Source organism: Castellaniella sp., assembly GCF_041677825.1.
GTDB lineage: Bacteria > Pseudomonadota > Gammaproteobacteria > Burkholderiales > Burkholderiaceae_B > Castellaniella.
Genome location: NZ_JBAYPG010000023.1, coordinates 1 through 16,902, shown reverse-complemented (window position 1 = coordinate 16,902; position 16,902 = coordinate 1). Strand labels below are relative to the sequence as shown.

General features: G+C 57.3%; 15 protein-coding genes. 14 read left to right on the top strand and 1 reads right to left on the bottom strand.

Translation table 11 applies throughout. The features are described 5' to 3' along the window. The first annotated feature begins 33 nt into the window (after positions 1-33). The 14 genes from WCY17_RS10325 to WCY17_RS10260 all read left to right on the top strand — a co-directional run bounded on the left by WCY17_RS10325 (position 34) and on the right by WCY17_RS10260 (position 15,778). Complete coding sequence (locus WCY17_RS10325) at positions 34-807, top strand: SDR family NAD(P)-dependent oxidoreductase (protein WP_372702102.1); 774 nt, start codon at positions 34-36, stop codon at positions 805-807. A 46-nt stretch (positions 808-853) separates the two neighbouring features. After that, entirely contained in the window at positions 854-1,855 is a 1,002-nt protein-coding gene (locus WCY17_RS10320) for an NAD-dependent epimerase/dehydratase family protein (RefSeq protein ID WP_372702101.1), read from the top strand. 24 nt (positions 1,856-1,879) lie between these two features. Next, positions 1,880-3,058 (top strand): 2-methylaconitate cis-trans isomerase PrpF family protein, encoded by a 1,179-nt coding sequence (locus WCY17_RS10315; RefSeq protein ID WP_372702100.1) that lies wholly within the window; start codon positions 1,880-1,882, stop codon positions 3,056-3,058. A 55-nt stretch (positions 3,059-3,113) separates the two neighbouring features. Then, positions 3,114-4,103, top strand: a complete 990-nt coding sequence (locus tag WCY17_RS10310; protein WP_372702099.1) for a quinone oxidoreductase — start codon at positions 3,114-3,116, stop codon at positions 4,101-4,103. A 137-nt stretch (positions 4,104-4,240) separates the two neighbouring features. After that, positions 4,241-5,725, top strand: a complete 1,485-nt coding sequence (tcuA, locus tag WCY17_RS10305; protein WP_372702098.1) for an FAD-dependent tricarballylate dehydrogenase TcuA — start codon at positions 4,241-4,243, stop codon at positions 5,723-5,725. A gap of 15 nt (positions 5,726-5,740) precedes the next feature. After that, positions 5,741-7,216, top strand: coding sequence for an MmgE/PrpD family protein (locus WCY17_RS10300; RefSeq protein WP_372702097.1), 1,476 nt, complete (start codon positions 5,741-5,743; stop codon positions 7,214-7,216). A 142-nt stretch (positions 7,217-7,358) separates the two neighbouring features. After that, the gene (locus WCY17_RS10295; RefSeq protein WP_372702096.1) at positions 7,359-8,582 is read left to right on the top strand and encodes an ABC transporter substrate-binding protein; all 1,224 of its coding nucleotides are present in this window, start codon (positions 7,359-7,361) and stop codon (positions 8,580-8,582) included. Positions 8,583-8,654: 72 nt separating this feature from the next. Continuing rightward, entirely contained in the window at positions 8,655-9,839 is a 1,185-nt protein-coding gene (locus WCY17_RS10290; protein WP_372702095.1) for an ABC transporter substrate-binding protein, read from the top strand. Positions 9,840-9,873: 34 nt separating this feature from the next. Further along, a complete protein-coding gene (locus WCY17_RS10285; protein ID WP_372702094.1) occupies positions 9,874-10,743 on the top strand; it encodes a branched-chain amino acid ABC transporter permease in 870 nt (289 codons plus the stop codon). A 100-nt stretch (positions 10,744-10,843) separates the two neighbouring features. After that, positions 10,844-11,716, top strand: a complete 873-nt coding sequence (locus WCY17_RS10280) for a branched-chain amino acid ABC transporter permease (protein WP_372702093.1) — start codon at positions 10,844-10,846, stop codon at positions 11,714-11,716. Beyond that, complete coding sequence (locus tag WCY17_RS10275; RefSeq protein WP_372702092.1) at positions 11,713-12,495, top strand: ABC transporter ATP-binding protein; 783 nt, start codon at positions 11,713-11,715, stop codon at positions 12,493-12,495. The genes WCY17_RS10280 and WCY17_RS10275 overlap by 4 nt, the downstream gene beginning before the upstream one ends. Then, the gene (locus WCY17_RS10270) at positions 12,482-13,195 is read left to right on the top strand and encodes an ABC transporter ATP-binding protein (RefSeq protein WP_372702091.1); all 714 of its coding nucleotides are present in this window, start codon (positions 12,482-12,484) and stop codon (positions 13,193-13,195) included. Before WCY17_RS10275 ends, WCY17_RS10270 begins: the two co-directional genes overlap by 14 nt. Positions 13,196-13,258: 63 nt before the next feature. Next, the gene (locus tag WCY17_RS10265; RefSeq protein ID WP_372702090.1) at positions 13,259-14,323 is read left to right on the top strand and encodes an amidohydrolase; all 1,065 of its coding nucleotides are present in this window, start codon (positions 13,259-13,261) and stop codon (positions 14,321-14,323) included. Between the two features lie 36 nt (positions 14,324-14,359). Then, entirely contained in the window at positions 14,360-15,778 is a 1,419-nt protein-coding gene (locus tag WCY17_RS10260) for an MmgE/PrpD family protein (protein ID WP_372702089.1), read from the top strand. A gap of 74 nt (positions 15,779-15,852) precedes the next feature. On the opposite strand, the gene WCY17_RS10255 is transcribed toward WCY17_RS10260, so the two are convergent. Then, positions 15,853-16,545 (bottom strand): GntR family transcriptional regulator, encoded by a 693-nt coding sequence (locus WCY17_RS10255; protein ID WP_372702088.1) that lies wholly within the window; start codon positions 16,543-16,545, stop codon positions 15,853-15,855. Positions 16,546-16,902: the final 357 nt, after the last annotated feature.

Here is a 16,902-nt window from a genome sequence, read left to right as displayed (position 1 = left end):
TTGTTTTTTTATTTTCGAAGAGAGAACACGAACATGATCAAACGGTATGGTGATTATTTTGATGACAAGGTGATCCTGATCACAGGCGCAGCCAGCGGCATGGGCCGTGAAGCAGCCTTGCTGTTCGGCGGGCAGGGTGCCTCTGTCGTATGCGCGGACATCGATGAGGGTCCAGGGGAAGACGTCGCAGGAACAATCCGCGCCGAGGGCGGGGAAAGCCAGTTCATACGAACCGACGTCACCCGGAGACCGGAGATCAACAGGCTTGTAGAGCAGGCCATGGCGAAATACGGAAAAATCGACTTCCTGTTCAATTCAGCCGGTTCGGCCCTCAAACGCTCGAAGTTTCTGGACATCGACGAAGATTTACTGAACCTGGCGATCGACCTGAATTTCAAGAGTGTTTTCAACATGACACAAGCGGTTCTGCCACACATGTTGCAGCACCAGTTTGGTGTCATCGTCAACGTATCCAGCATGTCGGTCAAGCGCGGTGGGCCAGGCGCTTCCATACACTATGCCGCGGCCAAGGGGGCTGTAACAACGCTCACACTGGGTGTGGCACGCGAGTTTGCGAAAGAAGGGATACGCTGCCTGTCGATCTCGCCGGGACCGTTCGATACCGCTTTTCAGAAGGCTTCGGGCACCACCGCCGAGCTTGCCCAGAAATTTCTGGCCGACGTGCCGATGAATCGACTGGGGCGACCTTCGGAAATTGCAGAATTGGTTCTTTTCATGTGCTCCAACGTGTGCGAGTTCATGACAGCCGATACCGTTTACGTCAATGGCGGTGGTGGCTACAGATAGTGTTGCCGGTAATTCAGGCAAATGAATTCAGATTCAGGAGAACAGCATGTCAGAAACGATTGAAGGGAAAAGCTATTTGATTACCGGGGGTGCGAGCCTCGTGGGCTCGCATATTTGTGATGTACTGCTGCAGGCCGGTGCCAGGGAAATCCGCCTGCTCGATAATTTCTCCCTTGGAACGCCCGCCACGATCGCCCATCTCGAAAACGAGCCCCGGGTCACGCGTATCCGGGGTGACGTGCTCAGGCTGGTCGATTTGCTGGAGGCCTCCGAGGGCGTAGATGGCGTTTTCGCACTGGCTGGATTTCTGACCTTGCCGATGTCCAAGGATCCCCTGACGGGCCTGTCGGTCAATGTCATCGGGATGTTGAATACGCTCGAGGCGTGTCGCTTCAATCAGGTCCGCCGGGTGATTTTTTCGTCTTCGATTGCAGTGTATGGCACGCCCGGTGGTGGCGTCCTCGATGAGGACAGGGGCTATGTGTCCTGCGATCTGCAGCCGGCTTCCAAGTTGTATGGCGCGAGCAAGCTCATTGGCGAGTCCCTGTGTGCGCAGTACGCCAAGCAGTACGGCGTGCAGTTCAATGCCCTGCGGTTTTCTTCGGTATACGGCGCACGCCAGCATGCGCGCGCCGTCAATGCGGTATTCGTTGCCAAGATCTGCGATCAGGTTGCTCGTGGTGAAGCGCCGGTCATCTTCGGTGATGGCGAGGAGGTTCACGATTACGTATACGTGTCCGATGTGGCACGTGCCTGCATGCTGGCCATGGTCAGTGATGCGCATGACCTGTCGATCAATATCGGCACAGGTGTGGATACGACTTCAACCGAAGTCGCCAGAATGGCCCTCAGGCTTTCAGGCAAGGCCGATGTCGAACCTGTGTACCAGGCCGATACCCGCGCGGTCAAATCGGCCGCGGCCACTGCCTTGCAAATTGATGTGAAGAGGGCCGAAAGCACGATCGGCTGGCGGGCCGACGTCCCTCTCGAGGAAGGCATGCGCCGTCTGATGGAATGGCAAAAGGCCAATATCGCGCCGGCTTCATGACACCATCGAGACAAGGCTTGATAGATGGAAACCCTATTGCAACCGGTGAAGGCTGTCTTCATGCGCGGCGGCACGAGCAAGGGGCTGGTCTTGCATGCACGGGACCTGCCCGATTGCCAGGCCCGACGGGATGCGCTGTTCCTGGCCTTGATGGGCAGCCCGGATCCGCACGGACGTCAGTTGAATGGCATGGGGGGCGGGATTTCATCCCTGTCCAAGATCTGCGTCGTAGGGCCGTCTTCGCGCCCCGATGCCGATGTCGACTACACATTTGCCCAGGTCATGATCAACGAGGCTCGTGTCGATTACAGCGGCAATTGCGGCAATATGTCGTCGGCGATTGGGCCATTTGCCGTCGATGAAGGTCTGGTGTCCGTGAGCAATGGGGACGCGCTGGTCAGGATACACAACGTCAATACCCGCAAGGTCATCCACGCTCGTTTTCCGGTGCTGGACGGGCGGGCCCAGGTGGCTGGAGATCTGGCCATTCCGGGGGTGGCGGGCCGGGGCGCCCCTGTGCAGTTGAATTTTCTGGATCCTGGGGGAGCGACGACAGGTGCCTTGCTGCCAGCTGGCAAGGCGGCCCGGTTTCTGGAGATTCCTGGTCTGGGGCGCCTCGAAGTGTCCATGGTCGATGCGGCGAATGCGTGCGTATTTGTCCGCGCATCTGATATCGGCCTGACGGGCGTAGAGTCCCCAGCCGTGCTGAACGGATGTCCCGAGATACTGACTTTGCTTGAAGAGATACGTATTCGAGCTTCGGTGGCCATGGGGATTGCCGCAGATTTTGAACAGGCTCGTGCAAAGCGTGTCGTGCCTTTTGTGGGGTTCGTGTCGCCGCCTCGAGCGTTCATGACCCTGGCGGGTGAAACCGTGCCTGCCGACGATGTCGATCTCACGGTACGGATGCTGTCCAGCGGTCAGCCCCATATGGCGGTGCAGTTGACCGTTTCGCTTTGCCTGGCCGCCGCCGCAGCCATCGAAGGATCAGTCGTGCATGCTGTCACGCGTTCCCCGGAGCGGCGTCCGGTGCACAGCGGGGCCGTGCGTATCGGCATGCCTTCAGGGGTTTTGTCTGCTGGCGCGGATGTCGTCAGACACAAGCCGGCGGGCTGGCATGTCGAACGTGGCTATTTCTACCGGACCGCCCGTCGCCTGTTTGCCGGGCAAGCCTACCCTCAACCAATGATGGATCAGTCCTGACACTGCCTGCCGCACCCTGCGCCTGCTGCAGTGGCTGACTGACATGGAGTGAAATTTGAAAGCCATTCGTATCGAGCGCTACGGCGGCCCTGAGGTTCTGCTGTTTCAGGACGTGCCGATTCCGGATCCAGGGCCGGGCGAAGTTCTGGTGCGTGTTGCCTTTGCTGGCATCAATTTCATGGATGTCCATACCCGTCAGGGAAAGTACGCAAATTCAAGGACATATCCTGTTCGTATCCCCGTGACGCTGGGTATGGAAGGGGCCGGCAATATCGTCAGGGTCGGTCCGGGTGTTGACGCATGGCACGCGGGAGAGCGTGTGGCCTGGTGTCTCGCATGGGGCAGCTATGCGGAGTTTGCTCTTGTGCCTGTGACGCGACTGGCGCGCATTCCAGAGGCCGTGGGCTTCGATTCGGCAGCGGCCCTGCTCTTTCAGGGTAGTACGGCGCATTACCTGTGCAACGATCTGGGGCGCCTGCGTCCAGGCCGGAGCTGTCTGGTGCATGCTGCATCCGGGGGTATCGGTCAGTTGCTGGTGCAACTCGCCAAGCGCGCTGGTGCCACGGTGTTTGCCACTGCCAGTACGGCCGCCAAGGCGGACATTGCAAAGGCCTGCGGTGCAGACCATGTGTTGGTATACGGTGGCGGGCAGTTTGCGGATGCTGTCAGGGAACTGACGGCTGGCGCTGGCGTGGATGTGGTTTTCGATGCTGTAGGTCGCTCGACACTGCGCGACAGCTTCCGGGCCACGCGGAAACGTGGGCTTGTGGTCAATTTCGGCTCCGTATCAGGCTCGGTGCAGGATCTGGATCCGATCGAACTGGGTGAGGCGGGATCATTGTTCCTGACGCGTCCCCGGCTGGCCGACTATCTCGCGGATGGTGCCATGGTGCAGTCCCGAGCGGATGATCTGTTTCATGCGCTGCAAGACGGCACCTTGCGCCTGACCATCGGTTCACGCCATACGTTCGATGATCTCCCCCAGGCCCATGCCGCTCTCGAAGAGCGGCGTCAGATCGGCAAGTCCGTGCTGGCTGCAGGCTGATCGACAGGCCTTGATTGATATCCCGATTTCACATACCATACGAAATATACCTAGATATACTTTTGTGTACATTAGCGTTCTAGGGTGTCATGATGGTTTATCGATCGAAAGCTGGTTGGCACTTGGAGGGCCAAACAATGTCAGAGACTCATTACGATGTAATTGTTGTAGGCGCTGGGAACGCAGCCCTCTGTGCCGCACTTTCCGCGCATGAAAATGGCGCAAAGGTTCTTGTGCTCGAAAGTGCACCGGAAGGGGAAATGGGTGGCAATTCATTTTTTACCGCGGGAGGATTCCGCTTTGCCCATGACGGGCTGGATGACGTGTGCAAGGACATCCTGATCGACCTGACAGAAGAGGAAAAGGAAAAGATCGTCTTGCCTCCACACGATCGCCAATTCTTTTTCGATCAACTCATGGACGTCACGAAGGGGCAATCGCAAGAGGATCTGGCCTGGCTCCTGATCGACAAGTCCCGGGCCACCATGGGTTGGCTCAGGAGCCATGGCGTGCGTTTTCTGCCGATGTATGGGCGCCAATCATTCATGGTCGATGGCAAACACCACTTTTATGGCGGCGTCAACATCGAGGCGGTTGGCGGCGGCGCCGGATTGGTGACGTCCGAGATCGAGCGTCTGAACAAGCTCGGTGTCGAAGTCCGCTACAGCACGGCTGCCGTCGGGCTGGTGCAACAGGAGGACCGTTCGATCACCGGGGTGCGTGTGCTGACCCCTGAAGGGTACAGTGAAATTGGCGCCAAGGCGGTCATCCTTGCGTGTGGTGGCTTTGAATCCAATCCGGAGATGCGCGTTCGCTATCTAGGGCCCGGATGGGATCTCTGTCGGGTGCGTGGCACGCGACACAATATGGGTGCGGGCATCTTCATGGCCATCGAAGCGGGTGCGCGTCCTTATGGAAACTGGTCCGGCTGTCATTCCTGCGAGTGGGACATTTCGGCACCGCCCTATGGCGATCGCTGGGTGCTCGATAATTTCCAGAAGCATTCCTACCCCCTGGGGATCATGGTGAATCTGGACTCCAGGCGTTTTGTCGATGAAGGGGAAGACTACCGCAACCTGACCTATGCGAAGTTCGGTGCTGAAATCATGAAACAGCGCGAACGCACCGCCATCCAGATTTTCGATCAGCAAACGGTCGACATGCTGCGCGATGAATATCGCATCAAGCAGGTCACCAAGGCCGAGTCCGACACCATCGAAGGTCTGGCAGAGCAACTTGGGCTGGATCCTTCTGCACTGGCAGCCACCGTGGCAGAATACAACGCCGCCTGCGGCGATCAGCCCTACAACCCGGCAATTCTGGACGGAAAGAAAACAACGGGCATCACGCCGCCCAAATCGAATTGGGCGTTGCCGCTGGTCAAGCCGCCTTACGTCGCCTTTGTCACAACGACAGGCATCACGTTCACCTTTGGCGGTCTGCAGATCAATCTGAAGGGTGAAGTGCAGGACCTTACAGATCAATCGATTCCTGGCCTCTACGCTGCTGGAGAGTTGGTGGGGGGGCTTTTCTATGAGAACTATCCAGGTGGGACTGGCTTGATGTCGGGCTCGGTCTTTGGCAAATTGGCTGGCGAAAGTGCCGCCGCTTATGCAGCCTGAGTAATTATCGTCCACATGAAGAACATGCCAGGGGCCCGTTGGGGCCGCTGGCCACGCGGGAGCAATATGGTGGCTATTGAATCAGATTCGCCCCTGGCCGAGCAGCTTGCAGAACGAATTTGCAGGTTTCCGCTGGCGTCCATTACGGACGAGGCCGTGCGGCTGTCCAAGCTGGCGATTATCGACACGATCGGGGTCACCCTGGCTGGCATGACCGAGCCAGCGGTCAAACTGCTGTATGGGCTGTCGGGGCTTGCGCAGGCCCCCGGACAGTCCACCGTGTTCGGTTGTGCCCGGAAAACCTCGGCGCTGGATGCTGCGCTCATCAATGGCACCAGTTCGCATGCATTGGATTTTGACGACTTCAGCCAGCCATTTGGAGGGCACCAGTCGGCGCCTCTGGTTGCTCCACTGTTTGCGCTTGCAGAAGAGCGGGGAGCATCGGGTCGGCAAGTGATTGATGCCTATGTCGTGGGTGTCGAAACCGAGATCAAAATCGCACGCGCAGTCAATTTCGTACATTATGAGAAGGGTTGGCATCCTACATCGACGCTGGGGGTTTTTGGTGCCAGTGCTGCCTGCGGGTATCTCATCGGCCTTGATCAATCAAGGATGGCTGTGGCTTTGGCTCTGGCTGCTTCGATGGCGGCGGGCATCAAGGCCAACTTCGGCACCATGACCAAACCATTGCATATCGGCCAGTGTGCCCGTCAGGGCCTGTTCAGTGCCTTGCTGGCCGAGCGTGGGTACAGTGCAAACATCGGGGCACTGGAGCACAGGCAGGGTTTTCTGGATGTCTACAACGGGCCCGGCATGCATGATCCGTCAGCGATGCTGGCTGGATGGGCGGAGCCGCTGGAAGTGCTTGGGATGGACATGGGCCTGAAGCAGTTCCCCTGCTGTGGCAGCACACACCCTGCCGTCATGGTGGCACTGAAGATCCAGCAGGCATACGACCTGCCCGTTGACAGCATCCGCGACATCGTGGTGAAAACGCATCGACGCCGATTGCCACACACGAATAACCCGAACCCGACATCGTCTCTTGAAGCGAAGTTTTCAATTCAGTACGCTGTTGCCCGTGCGCTTGTCAGCCGGCACGTCAGCTTGGCGCATTTTCTGGATGATGCCATTTTCGAAGCATCTGTAAGGCAGCTCATGGCCAATATGCAGGTCATGCCTCTGGATCAGGATGCCGATGCACAGGGCGGGCAGTTCGGGGCTGAGATACAACTCAATCTGAAGAACGGCCGCCGCATTGTGGATTCTCTCGATAGTACCGTGGGTCGGGGGCGTTCAAATCCGATGTCGGACGCCGAAATGTGGGAAAAATTCGGACACTGCGCGCAGATCCTGATTCCAGAAGACAATGCCAGAGCTGCTTTCCGGCTCATGGGTTCACTGGAAACCATTGATGACATCACGCGCATCACCGCATTATTCACATCAGGTACAGACACTGACCAACTGCGGGAAATATCTGCATTCTAGGGTGGCTGGGCGACTTTTCATCGACAGCACCGTTCGGTTCGGATTGTTTATCACCACCGGCCTGTTATTTAAGGGTAGACCCTAGATTCTATCCATGACCAGATCATTTAACATGCAGTTGTATACAAAGAAATTCATCAAGATGTTCCAGGGTTTTTCTAGTCGGAGGGTTGGGGAAAATATGTCCATTCACAGGCTTTCCACGGGTTTTCATGCCGTGTGTATAACTGCGTTGCTGCTGTCGATCTCCGGCCTCGCCGTGGCGCAGGATACGCTGAAGCTGGGTACTCTCGTCACCTTGTCGGGGCCTGGTGCTGCATGGGGCGCTGCAATGAAGAACGGCGCCGAACTGGCGATAGACGAGGTCAATGCGCTGGGCGGGCTCGACGTTGCAGGAAAGAAATACAAGGTCGAACTGGTTGCATATGACGATAAATACCAGGCCAATGAGGCCGTCACTGCAGCCAATCGTCTGATTTTCGAGGATGGGGTCAAATTCATGATTGGCCCGATGGGGTCGGCCCCGGCCGCAGCAGTTCAGCCGATCACAGAAAAAAATGGCGTGATCACGATCATGATGGCTTTCACGCCCAAGGCCCTGGGGGCCGACAAGCCCTATAGTTATCGCGTTGTGGCCACGACGCTTGAGATGTCGCAACCGCAGATCGACTGGCTGGTCAGGACACAAGGCATCAAGACAGTGGGCGGCCTGTTTCCGAATGATGAAACGGGCCAGTCCATCGTGGTCGATTTGAAGAAATCGTACAGTCAGGCAGGTGCAGATCTGGCGGCTGTTGAGCTTTTCGAGCGTGATCGCGTCGATTTCGTGCCTTTGTTGACACGCATGTTGGCAAAGAATATCGATGCCATCGAACTGGATGGCAATTCTCCCGTGACCGCTGGCCTGATCGTCAAACAGGCTCGTGAATTGGGCTTCACGGGCAAAATCGTGCGCACTGCCGGGCCAGCGACGGTCGATATCGTCAACGTAGCGGGCAAGGATGCCGCGGAGGGTATGCTGGTGCACACACCGTTGAGCCTGGAGCGTCCCTCGACCAAGGCGTATATCGATGCATATGCTGCGAAGTACAACTCGGCGATGAATGGTTTCAGCCCGTCATTCTATGACGGCACCAAGATGCTGTTCGAGGCCATGCGTCGTGCTGGGACAGTGACTGATTCTGCCAGGGTCAGCCAGGAAATGGAGAACCTTTCCAATTTCGAAGGTGCCCTCGGTACGCTGAACTGGACCGGCAAGGAACTCTACGGTATCGACCACCAGCTGGATTTTCCATTCTACGTCGCCAAGGTGGTCGATGGCGAAGAAGTGATCCTGGCGACGTGTTCGGTGGAAGCGTGTGAATGATGCCCAGTTACCGCGGCATGAATATCCAGATGTAACTTCAAGTATTTTTCCATATCAGATTGGAGGCAGATCATGAAAATCCGCAGAATTCCCGCTGCCATCGGCGTCAGCCTGGCCTTGATGGCTTTTGGGTCAGCGCCGACGCTGGCCGCTGACCAGGAGACGCTCAAACTGGGCGTCATGGTGACTCTTTCAGGGCCTGGTGCAGCCTGGGGCCTGGCCATGAAAAATGGTGCAGAACTGGCGGCGGATGCGGTCAATGCAGACGGTGGCCTTGAAGTCGACGGCAAGAAATACAAGGTCGAACTCGTCGCTTATGACGACAAGTATCAGGCCAACGAGGCTGTCACTGTCACCAACAGACTGGTGCATGAAGACAAGGTGAACTTCATCATTGGCCCGCTGGGTTCGGCGCCTGCCGTAGCTGTATTGCCGATCACGGAAAAGAACAACGTCATGACGGTCATGATGGCGTTCACACCCAAGGCATTGGGGCCGGACAAGCCGCACGCATTCCGGGTCTGCATCACGACCACGGAAATCTCACAACCCCAGATCGACTGGGTGGTACAGACCAAGGGCCTGAAGAAGGTGGGCGGCCTGTTCCCGAATGACGAGTCCGGGCAGATCATTGCTGAAGACCTCAAGGCCGCCTATGGCCAGGCGGGTGCGGATCTCGTGGCGGTCGAACTGTTCGAGCGTGACCGGGTCGATTTCGTGCCGCTGCTGACACGCATGTTTGCCAAAGGCATCGATGGCATCGAACTCGATGGCAACTCGCCCTCTACGGCTGGCCTGATCGTCAAGCAGGCACGCGAGCTTGGCTTCACGGGTACGATCGTCCGCACGGGCGGTCCAGCCACTGCGGATATCGTCAACGTTGCGGGCAAGGACGCCACCGAAGGGATGCTGGTACATACGCCCCTGAATCCCGGGCTGGAATCGACCAAGGCCTACATGGACAAATATCAGGCCAAATACCAATCTGCCATGAACGGTTTCAGCCCGTCGTTCTATGACGGTACCAATATGCTGTTCGAGGCCATGAAGCGTGCCGGTACCGTGACAGACACCGACAAGATCAGCCGCGAGATGGAAAATCTCACGAATTTCGAAGGGGCATTGGGCACGTTGAACTGGACAGGCCAGGAAGACTACGGTATCAACCGTCAGTTGGCCGTACCGTTCTATGTGGCCGAAGTGGTGGATGGTACCGAGGTCATTCGCGCAACATGTTCGACCGAGAAATGCGAGTGAGCTGGATTTTTGAATGACTCAGTAAGGATGCACCTTGGATTTCACTATGTTGCTTGCGCAGGCCACCGTCAACGGGCTGGTGGTCGGCCTGCTTTACCTTTTCATGGCAGTCGGCTTCACGCTGGTGTTCGGCGTGATGCGCATGGTGAACTTTGCGCATGGCGAATTCTACATGCTCGGGGCCTTTGGGGCGTATGTTCTGACCACGGGGTTTCATCTGCCGTTTCTGGCGTCGGTGGTGCTGACGCTGGTTGCTGCCATTGTGGTTGGGGGCCTGCTTGAATACGTCATCCTCAAACCGCTGCGCAGGGATGAACTCAACGGGATGATCGTTACCATCGGGTTGGCCATGGTGTTGCAAAATGGCGCCTTGCTGATCTTCGGTCCCGATCCGCTGTCGATGCCGGCGGTCATTACCGGTACGACGCGCATCGGCACCATCGTGATACCGAATTCACGCATTTATGTCGTTGTCTTCGCCATTCTGGTGCTGGCGCTGCTGTATGTATTCCTGCGCTATTCCAGGCTGGGGCGTGCTTTGCGTGCCGTAGTCGAGGATTTTCAGATCGCGTCCATTCAGGGGATTCCAGCGCGCGTGTTCTACCCCTTGGGGTTTGGTCTGGGGGTCGGGCTCGCAGCAGTGGCTGGGGCCCTGATGGCGCCGTTGTTCGTCGTCTCGGCATTCAGCGGTACGACGCCGTTGCTCAAAGCCTTCATCGTCGTCATTCTGGGCGGATTGGGCAGCATTCCGGGTGCGGTGGTGGCTGGTCTGGCACTTGGCCTCACGGAAAGCTACGCCGGCCTGTTCTTTGAAAGCAGCACGGCTGATATGGTCATCTTCCTGGTGGTCATCATCATGCTGGTATTGATGCCCAAGGGCATACTCGGAAAGGGCGATGTGTGATATGCAGAACCAATCCACTTCGGTAGTATCGGGTAGCAGATTCAAGGCAGTCCATATTGGAATCATCATACTTCTCTGTCTGGCAATATGGCCCACCTTCATGGGTCCATACATTCTGCACGTTGCCATATTGATTGCGCTCAATATATTGATTGTCAACGGGTTGTCCATCATCGAGCGCTCGGGGCAGCTTTCATTTGGTCATTCTGCCTTTGTGGCGTTTGGCGCATATGGATCGGTTCTGCTGTCCATTCATTTCGGTTTGAGTCCACTCGTCGCGGGCGTGTTTGCAATCATCTTTGCCGCCCTCATTGCCCTTGTCCTGGGGGGCGTGATACTGCGCCTGAAAGGTGTTTACTTCGTTCTCGTCACGTTTGCATTCGCCGAACTGACCAGGCTGGCACTGATGGACTGGTCCGCAGTCACGGGCGGTGCCAATGGGCTTTCGGCCATTCCGTCCTTTGAATTGCTGGGTTTCGTATTCGACACACGTCCCAGTTTCTATGGGCTCATGATCGTTGTCGTGGTCCTGTCATTGATCCTGACTCACCAGATATTCAAGCACCCGCTTGGCGAGGCGTTCATGGCGGTTGCCCAGAACGGGCCATTGTCGGAGTCGACCGGATTGAGTGTCTATCGGCTGCAGTTGGTTGCGTTCATGATTGGCTGTGCATTGGCCGCATTGGGCGGGGTACTGATGGCACGCTATATCGGCTTCGTGTCTCCCGAATCCTTCAATCTGAACATTTCGGTGGCATTGGTCACAATGCTCGTGATCGGTGGGCGTGGTTCATTGTGGGGGCCCGTGGTGGGCGCGATCGTGCTGACCTCACTGCCCGAGATTTTCCGTGGTGCGCTGCAGACCCAGCACATTTTCTACGGTATCTCACTCATATTGATTCTGAGGTTTCTTCCGGGCGGGCTGGTCAGCTTGCCTGGGCGTATCTGGAAGCGCACACGGGTGCCACAATGACTGTCGAATATCTGAAGGTCAACAACCTCTCCAAGCAGTATGGTGGCCTGACGGCCGTGAAGAAGCTGACGTTTTCTGTCGGCAAGGGAGAAATCGTCGGTCTGATCGGGCCCAACGGAGCGGGCAAGACGACGGCTTTCAATCTGATCAACGGTACTGTGCGTTGTACGGCCGGTCAGGTGCTCTTTGATCAGGTGGATATCACCAACCGTTCGACCAGCCGCATTGTAGTGGCCGGATTGGCGCGTACCTTTCAATCCACCTCGACCTATGCTGATATTTCTGTCAGACAGAACCTTTACCGTGGACTTTTGTCGCGCATCCACAATTCATCCGTACGCCGGCTGGTCGGGCGCACGAACGGGTTGGTGGCTCACCATGAGGTCGATGCAGAGATCGATCGCCTGCTGGCTCTGGTCGATATGCAGCGCTGGGGCGATGTCGAGGCCGGGGCGCTGGCCTATGGTTTGCAGAAGCGCCTCGGGATTGCAATCGCGCTTGCATCGAAGCCTTCGATGCTGCTGCTCGATGAGCCTGCAGCAGGCCTGAATCATGAAGAATGCCGCGAACTGACGGTGCTCCTGCGCAGTCTGCAGCAGGATCATGGGCTTACCCTGCTGCTTGTCGAGCATCACATGGCGATCGTCATGGAATTATGTCACCGGATCATCGTCCTCGTGCAGGGTGAGAAGATAGCAGAGGGCTCGCCCGAGGAAATTCGGAACAACCCTGCGGTTGTTGAAGCTTATCTGGGGGCGCCCGAATATGCGCATGCTTGAGGTCGAATCACTGACTGTGAAATATGGTGCGCTGGTCGCTGTGCGCAATGTGACGTTCAGCATGGAGGAGGGCGAGATCATTGCGTTGATTGGCTCGAATGGGGCTGGCAAGAGTACAACGTTGAAGGCGTTGATGGGCCTGGTGCCGACTCATTCCGGGACGATCCGGATCCGGGGCGCCGAGGTGCATGATGAACTTCCGGAAAATCGTGTGCTGCGCGGGGTTGCCCTGTCGCCTGAAGGCCGGTATCTGTTCGGGCGCATGACGGTTCTGGACAACTTGCTGGTCGGAGCCTATGCAGTGAAATCCCGCAGTGACATCAAGGCGTCGCTGGATGAAGTCTACGAACTGTTTCCACGTGTTCACGAACGGCGCAGCCAATTGGCAGGCTCCCTGTCAGGCGGTGAACAGCAGATGGTCGCGATCGGGCGGGCCCTCATGGCCCGGCCCTGGCTGCTGATGCTGGACGAGCCATCGTTGGGCATTGCGCCGAAGGTCGTTGCCGAAATCGCCCTGGCGATCGAGCGTCTCAATACCGAGCGTGGCATGTCGATCATTCTGGTGGAACAGAATGCGCGGCTGGCCCTTCGACTGGCCCATCATGCCTATGCGCTCGAACATGGTGAGATTGTCGTGTCCGGCAAGGGTAACGAGTTGCTGGATGATCCTTTCGTGCGCAAGGCGTATCTCGGGATCTGATGCCGCGTGATGATTCGGCAGACCACCAGAGCGGGCGGGGTTTTTCAACAGGAGGATTACAAGATGCCTGACAATCAGTTGCAACAGATCACTCACTGCAGTCCGGACAAGGTCTGGCTTGCGAGTCGCATTGAACCCATTGTCGATCCTGAACAGCCGATCATCGATCCTCATCATCATTTTTCCGATCACTGGGGTGGCTATTTCGCCAAAGACCTGCTGGAAGATCTGGATTCCGGGCATGATGTCCGTGCAACCGTCTATGTGCAGTGTGGCCTGAATTACCGTACGACAGGCCCAGAGCATTTGCGTCCGGTTGGCGAGACCGAATCGGTGCTGTCGATCATTGGAGATATTTCACCGTCCGACCAGGCGCGCCGACAAGTGGCATCCGGTATCGTGGGGTATGCTGACCTGATGCTCGGCGAGTCCGTCGACGAAGTACTCGAGGCCCATCTGCAGGTTGCTGGCAGCCGGTTCCGCGGCATTCGCAACTCGGGCGCATACAACGAATACTTCAAGCATGGTGTATTGCCGCGCCCCCCCAAGGGTCTGTATTTGAACAAGGATTTTCAACGTGGATTTGCGCGCCTGAAGAAATTTGATCTCTCATTTGAATCCTGGCTGTACCACGATCAGCTCGACGACCTGTTTCAGCTTGCGCGCGCGTTTCCCGATACTCCGATCATGATCAATCATATCGGCTGCCCTCTTGGTGTAGGCCCCTGCGAGGGCAAGGGTTCCGAGGTCATTCAGCAGTGGCAGCCTCTCATGAAGAAGCTTTCTTCCTGCGACAACCTGCATGTGAAACTTGGTGGCCTGGGTACGGCTGTGTTTGGTTATCGCTACTTTGATCTGCCCAACCCGCCATCGTCCAGAACCCTCGCTGACGATTGGCGGCCTTATTTTGAAACCTGTATTGATTTTTTCGGCCCGGAGCGCTGTCTGTTCGAAAGCAATTTCCCGGTGGATCGAAGTGCCAGCAACTACCACGTGTTATGGAATGCCTTCAAGCGCATCGCCTCCGGTGCGACCCCATCGGAGAAAAACGCACTTTTTCATGACAACGCGGTGCGATTCTATCGCTTGCCCATTCCCCCTGTCGGTGCACATGGGTCCGCGTCGTGAACTGAAGTCATCCTGATCTATTTTGTTGGAGTGTACATGGACGCTGTATCTGTGCCGGATGCGAGGATATCCGAGGAAGGAAACCCGAGCCTGGCGATGGATATCGCCCGCGTGGCTAGTGCCGTGCGTTACGACGATCTGCCGGATGCCGTGCAGGAGAAGGCCCGTGTTCATCTGCTGGACACCTTTGGGCTGGCGCTTGCTTCGCTGACACAGCCATTTGCAGCACCTTCCATTCAGGGCATCATCGCAGCGGGGGCGCCGGGCCGGTGTGTGGTGCTCGGCACTGGGCATCGGCTCAGTGCCCGTGACGCAGCCATGGCCAATGGCCTGTTGATGCATGGGCTGGATTTTGACGATACGCACATGGCCAGCATCATTCATGCGTCCGTGGCCAGCCTGCCGGCCGCCTTGTCCCTCGGCGAGCATCTCGACGTTTCCTGGAAAGAGATGCTGGTTGCCTATGTGGTGGGGATGGAGGTCGCCATTCGCATTGGTGCTGCAGTCAAGGGGGGGTTTCACGAGGTCGGTTTCCACGCCACCGGGGTTGTGTCGCATTTCAGTTCGGCAACAGTCGCCGGGCGATTGCTTGGATTGACTGCCAGCCAAATCTGCGCGGCGCAGGGCATCGCCGCCAGCACGGCAGCTGGGGTGCAGGTGTTCCTGGAAGAAGGGGCCTGGACCAAGAGGCTGCATCCTGGCTGGGGGGCACTTTCGGGCATTACTGCAGCATACATGGCGCAAGCGGGCTTTCTGGGGCCGTCCAGACCCTATGAGGGCAAATTCGGCCTGTTCGAAACGCATCTCCACGGAGCGCGGGCCAGTATGGATGCGATTTCCGTCGGTCTCGGAAGCGAGTGGCGCATGCTGGAAACCGCGATCAAGCCGTATCCGATCTGCCACTTCAATCACGCCTGTGTAGAGGCGTCGATACGATTGTCTGCGCAGGTGCGCGAGCGCCTGGGCGAGGTGGAAGAGATCATTGCCATCCTGCCTGAACCCACTTTGCACATTGTCGCTGAACCCGCCTTCAAGAAGCAGAGGGTCACGACAGATTATGAAGCGAAATTCAGTGTCCAGTACGGTATCGCTGCGTCGCTTGTGCGCGGCAAATTCGGCATGCAGGAACTGTCGCCTGAATCAATCCTGAATCCACAGTTTGCCGCACTTGCAGCGCGGGTTCGATGCCAGCCGGAAGAGCACACTGAGTTCCCGAAATATTTCTCTGGCAAGGTGACCGTTCGCTTCAGCAATGGCGACACGCTTTCCGAGCATATTCCCGTCAATCTGGGGGCTGGCTCCCGTCCTCTGAGCTGGGATCAGGTTTCAAGCAAATTCCTGGGTACCGCCGGGTTGTTGCTGGGAGCGGAACGGTCGCGTGCCGCTCTGGATATCATCGGGCAGGCTGGTGATTCAAGTGTCCGAGAGGTACTGGCAGACCTTGCCGCTCTCTGACGGCACATATGCCGCCATTGGCTGCCTGTCTGCTGCAATCTCGTTGGCGGGCAAGCTGGCTGTCAGTGGGATTGTCAGTCGGCGACGGATTTGGCCTGTGGCGCGAATAGCTGCTTGAGGCGCAATTTTTGTGCGTTGTGGATGTGTGCGCGCAATTCGGCCTCGGCGGTTTCCGGATCCCGTTCCTTGATGGCCTGAACGACGGCACGGTGTTCGGCCAAGGTCTGCTTTGCGCGCGTGAGGTCTCTCAGGGTCGATGGCCCAAGAAGCATCAGGGTGTCGTGCAGTATGGTCAGGATATTGATCAGGTAACGGTTATGGCTGCAACGATACAGGGTATCGTGAAACTGCCGATTGCGCAGGGACAGGACTGAATCGTTGCCGATGGCGGCTTCGTATTCATGACACAGGTCTTCGAGGATCGAGATCTCGACATTGGAGGCGTGCTGCGCAGCGAGGCGCGCCGCCGTGCCTTCCAGCACTTCACGCATGTAGTAGAGCTCGGTGATCATGCTGTAGTCGAGTTCGGCTACCATGATGCCGCGGATGGGATCATGCGTCACCAGACCTTCCGATTCGAGCCGGGCCAGCGCTTCTCGAATGGGTGTGCGACTCAGCCCGATCAACTTCGCCAGATCCACCTCGCGCAAGCGGTCGCCCGGTGAAAGATCGCCTGACTGGATGGCGTTACGGATGTGCCGATAGGCACGCTCGCCCAGCGGTATGGCCTCGTTGTTTGTGGGGCGGGAAGTTTTTTTGGCGGGCATTTCAAGTTTTCGGCTGTGCTGGTGCAGACCAGACCCTGTGGATGTCAGGCCGGCACGAGCCAGCATTTGATTGTCGTTATGGCGATGCTATCCGGATATGCTGCCCACTTAAATAGTCCAGCAAACCTCTCATTTTACTGTAATGCAGGCGATTTTGTCGAGGCTCAGTCTTTTCCAATATGACATGAGTCTGAGCGGGGTCTTGTGTTTCCAACATGAGATGAGTCTGAAGCTGGGAAGGTAGAAGTCGTCGATCATGAGGCATGGTGATCGATATGCAGGAAGAACGGCTCGACAGCATCGAGCGTTTGGAACAGTTTTTAGAAGGCACGGCGGGTGTTTCTCCGCGCGTGACGG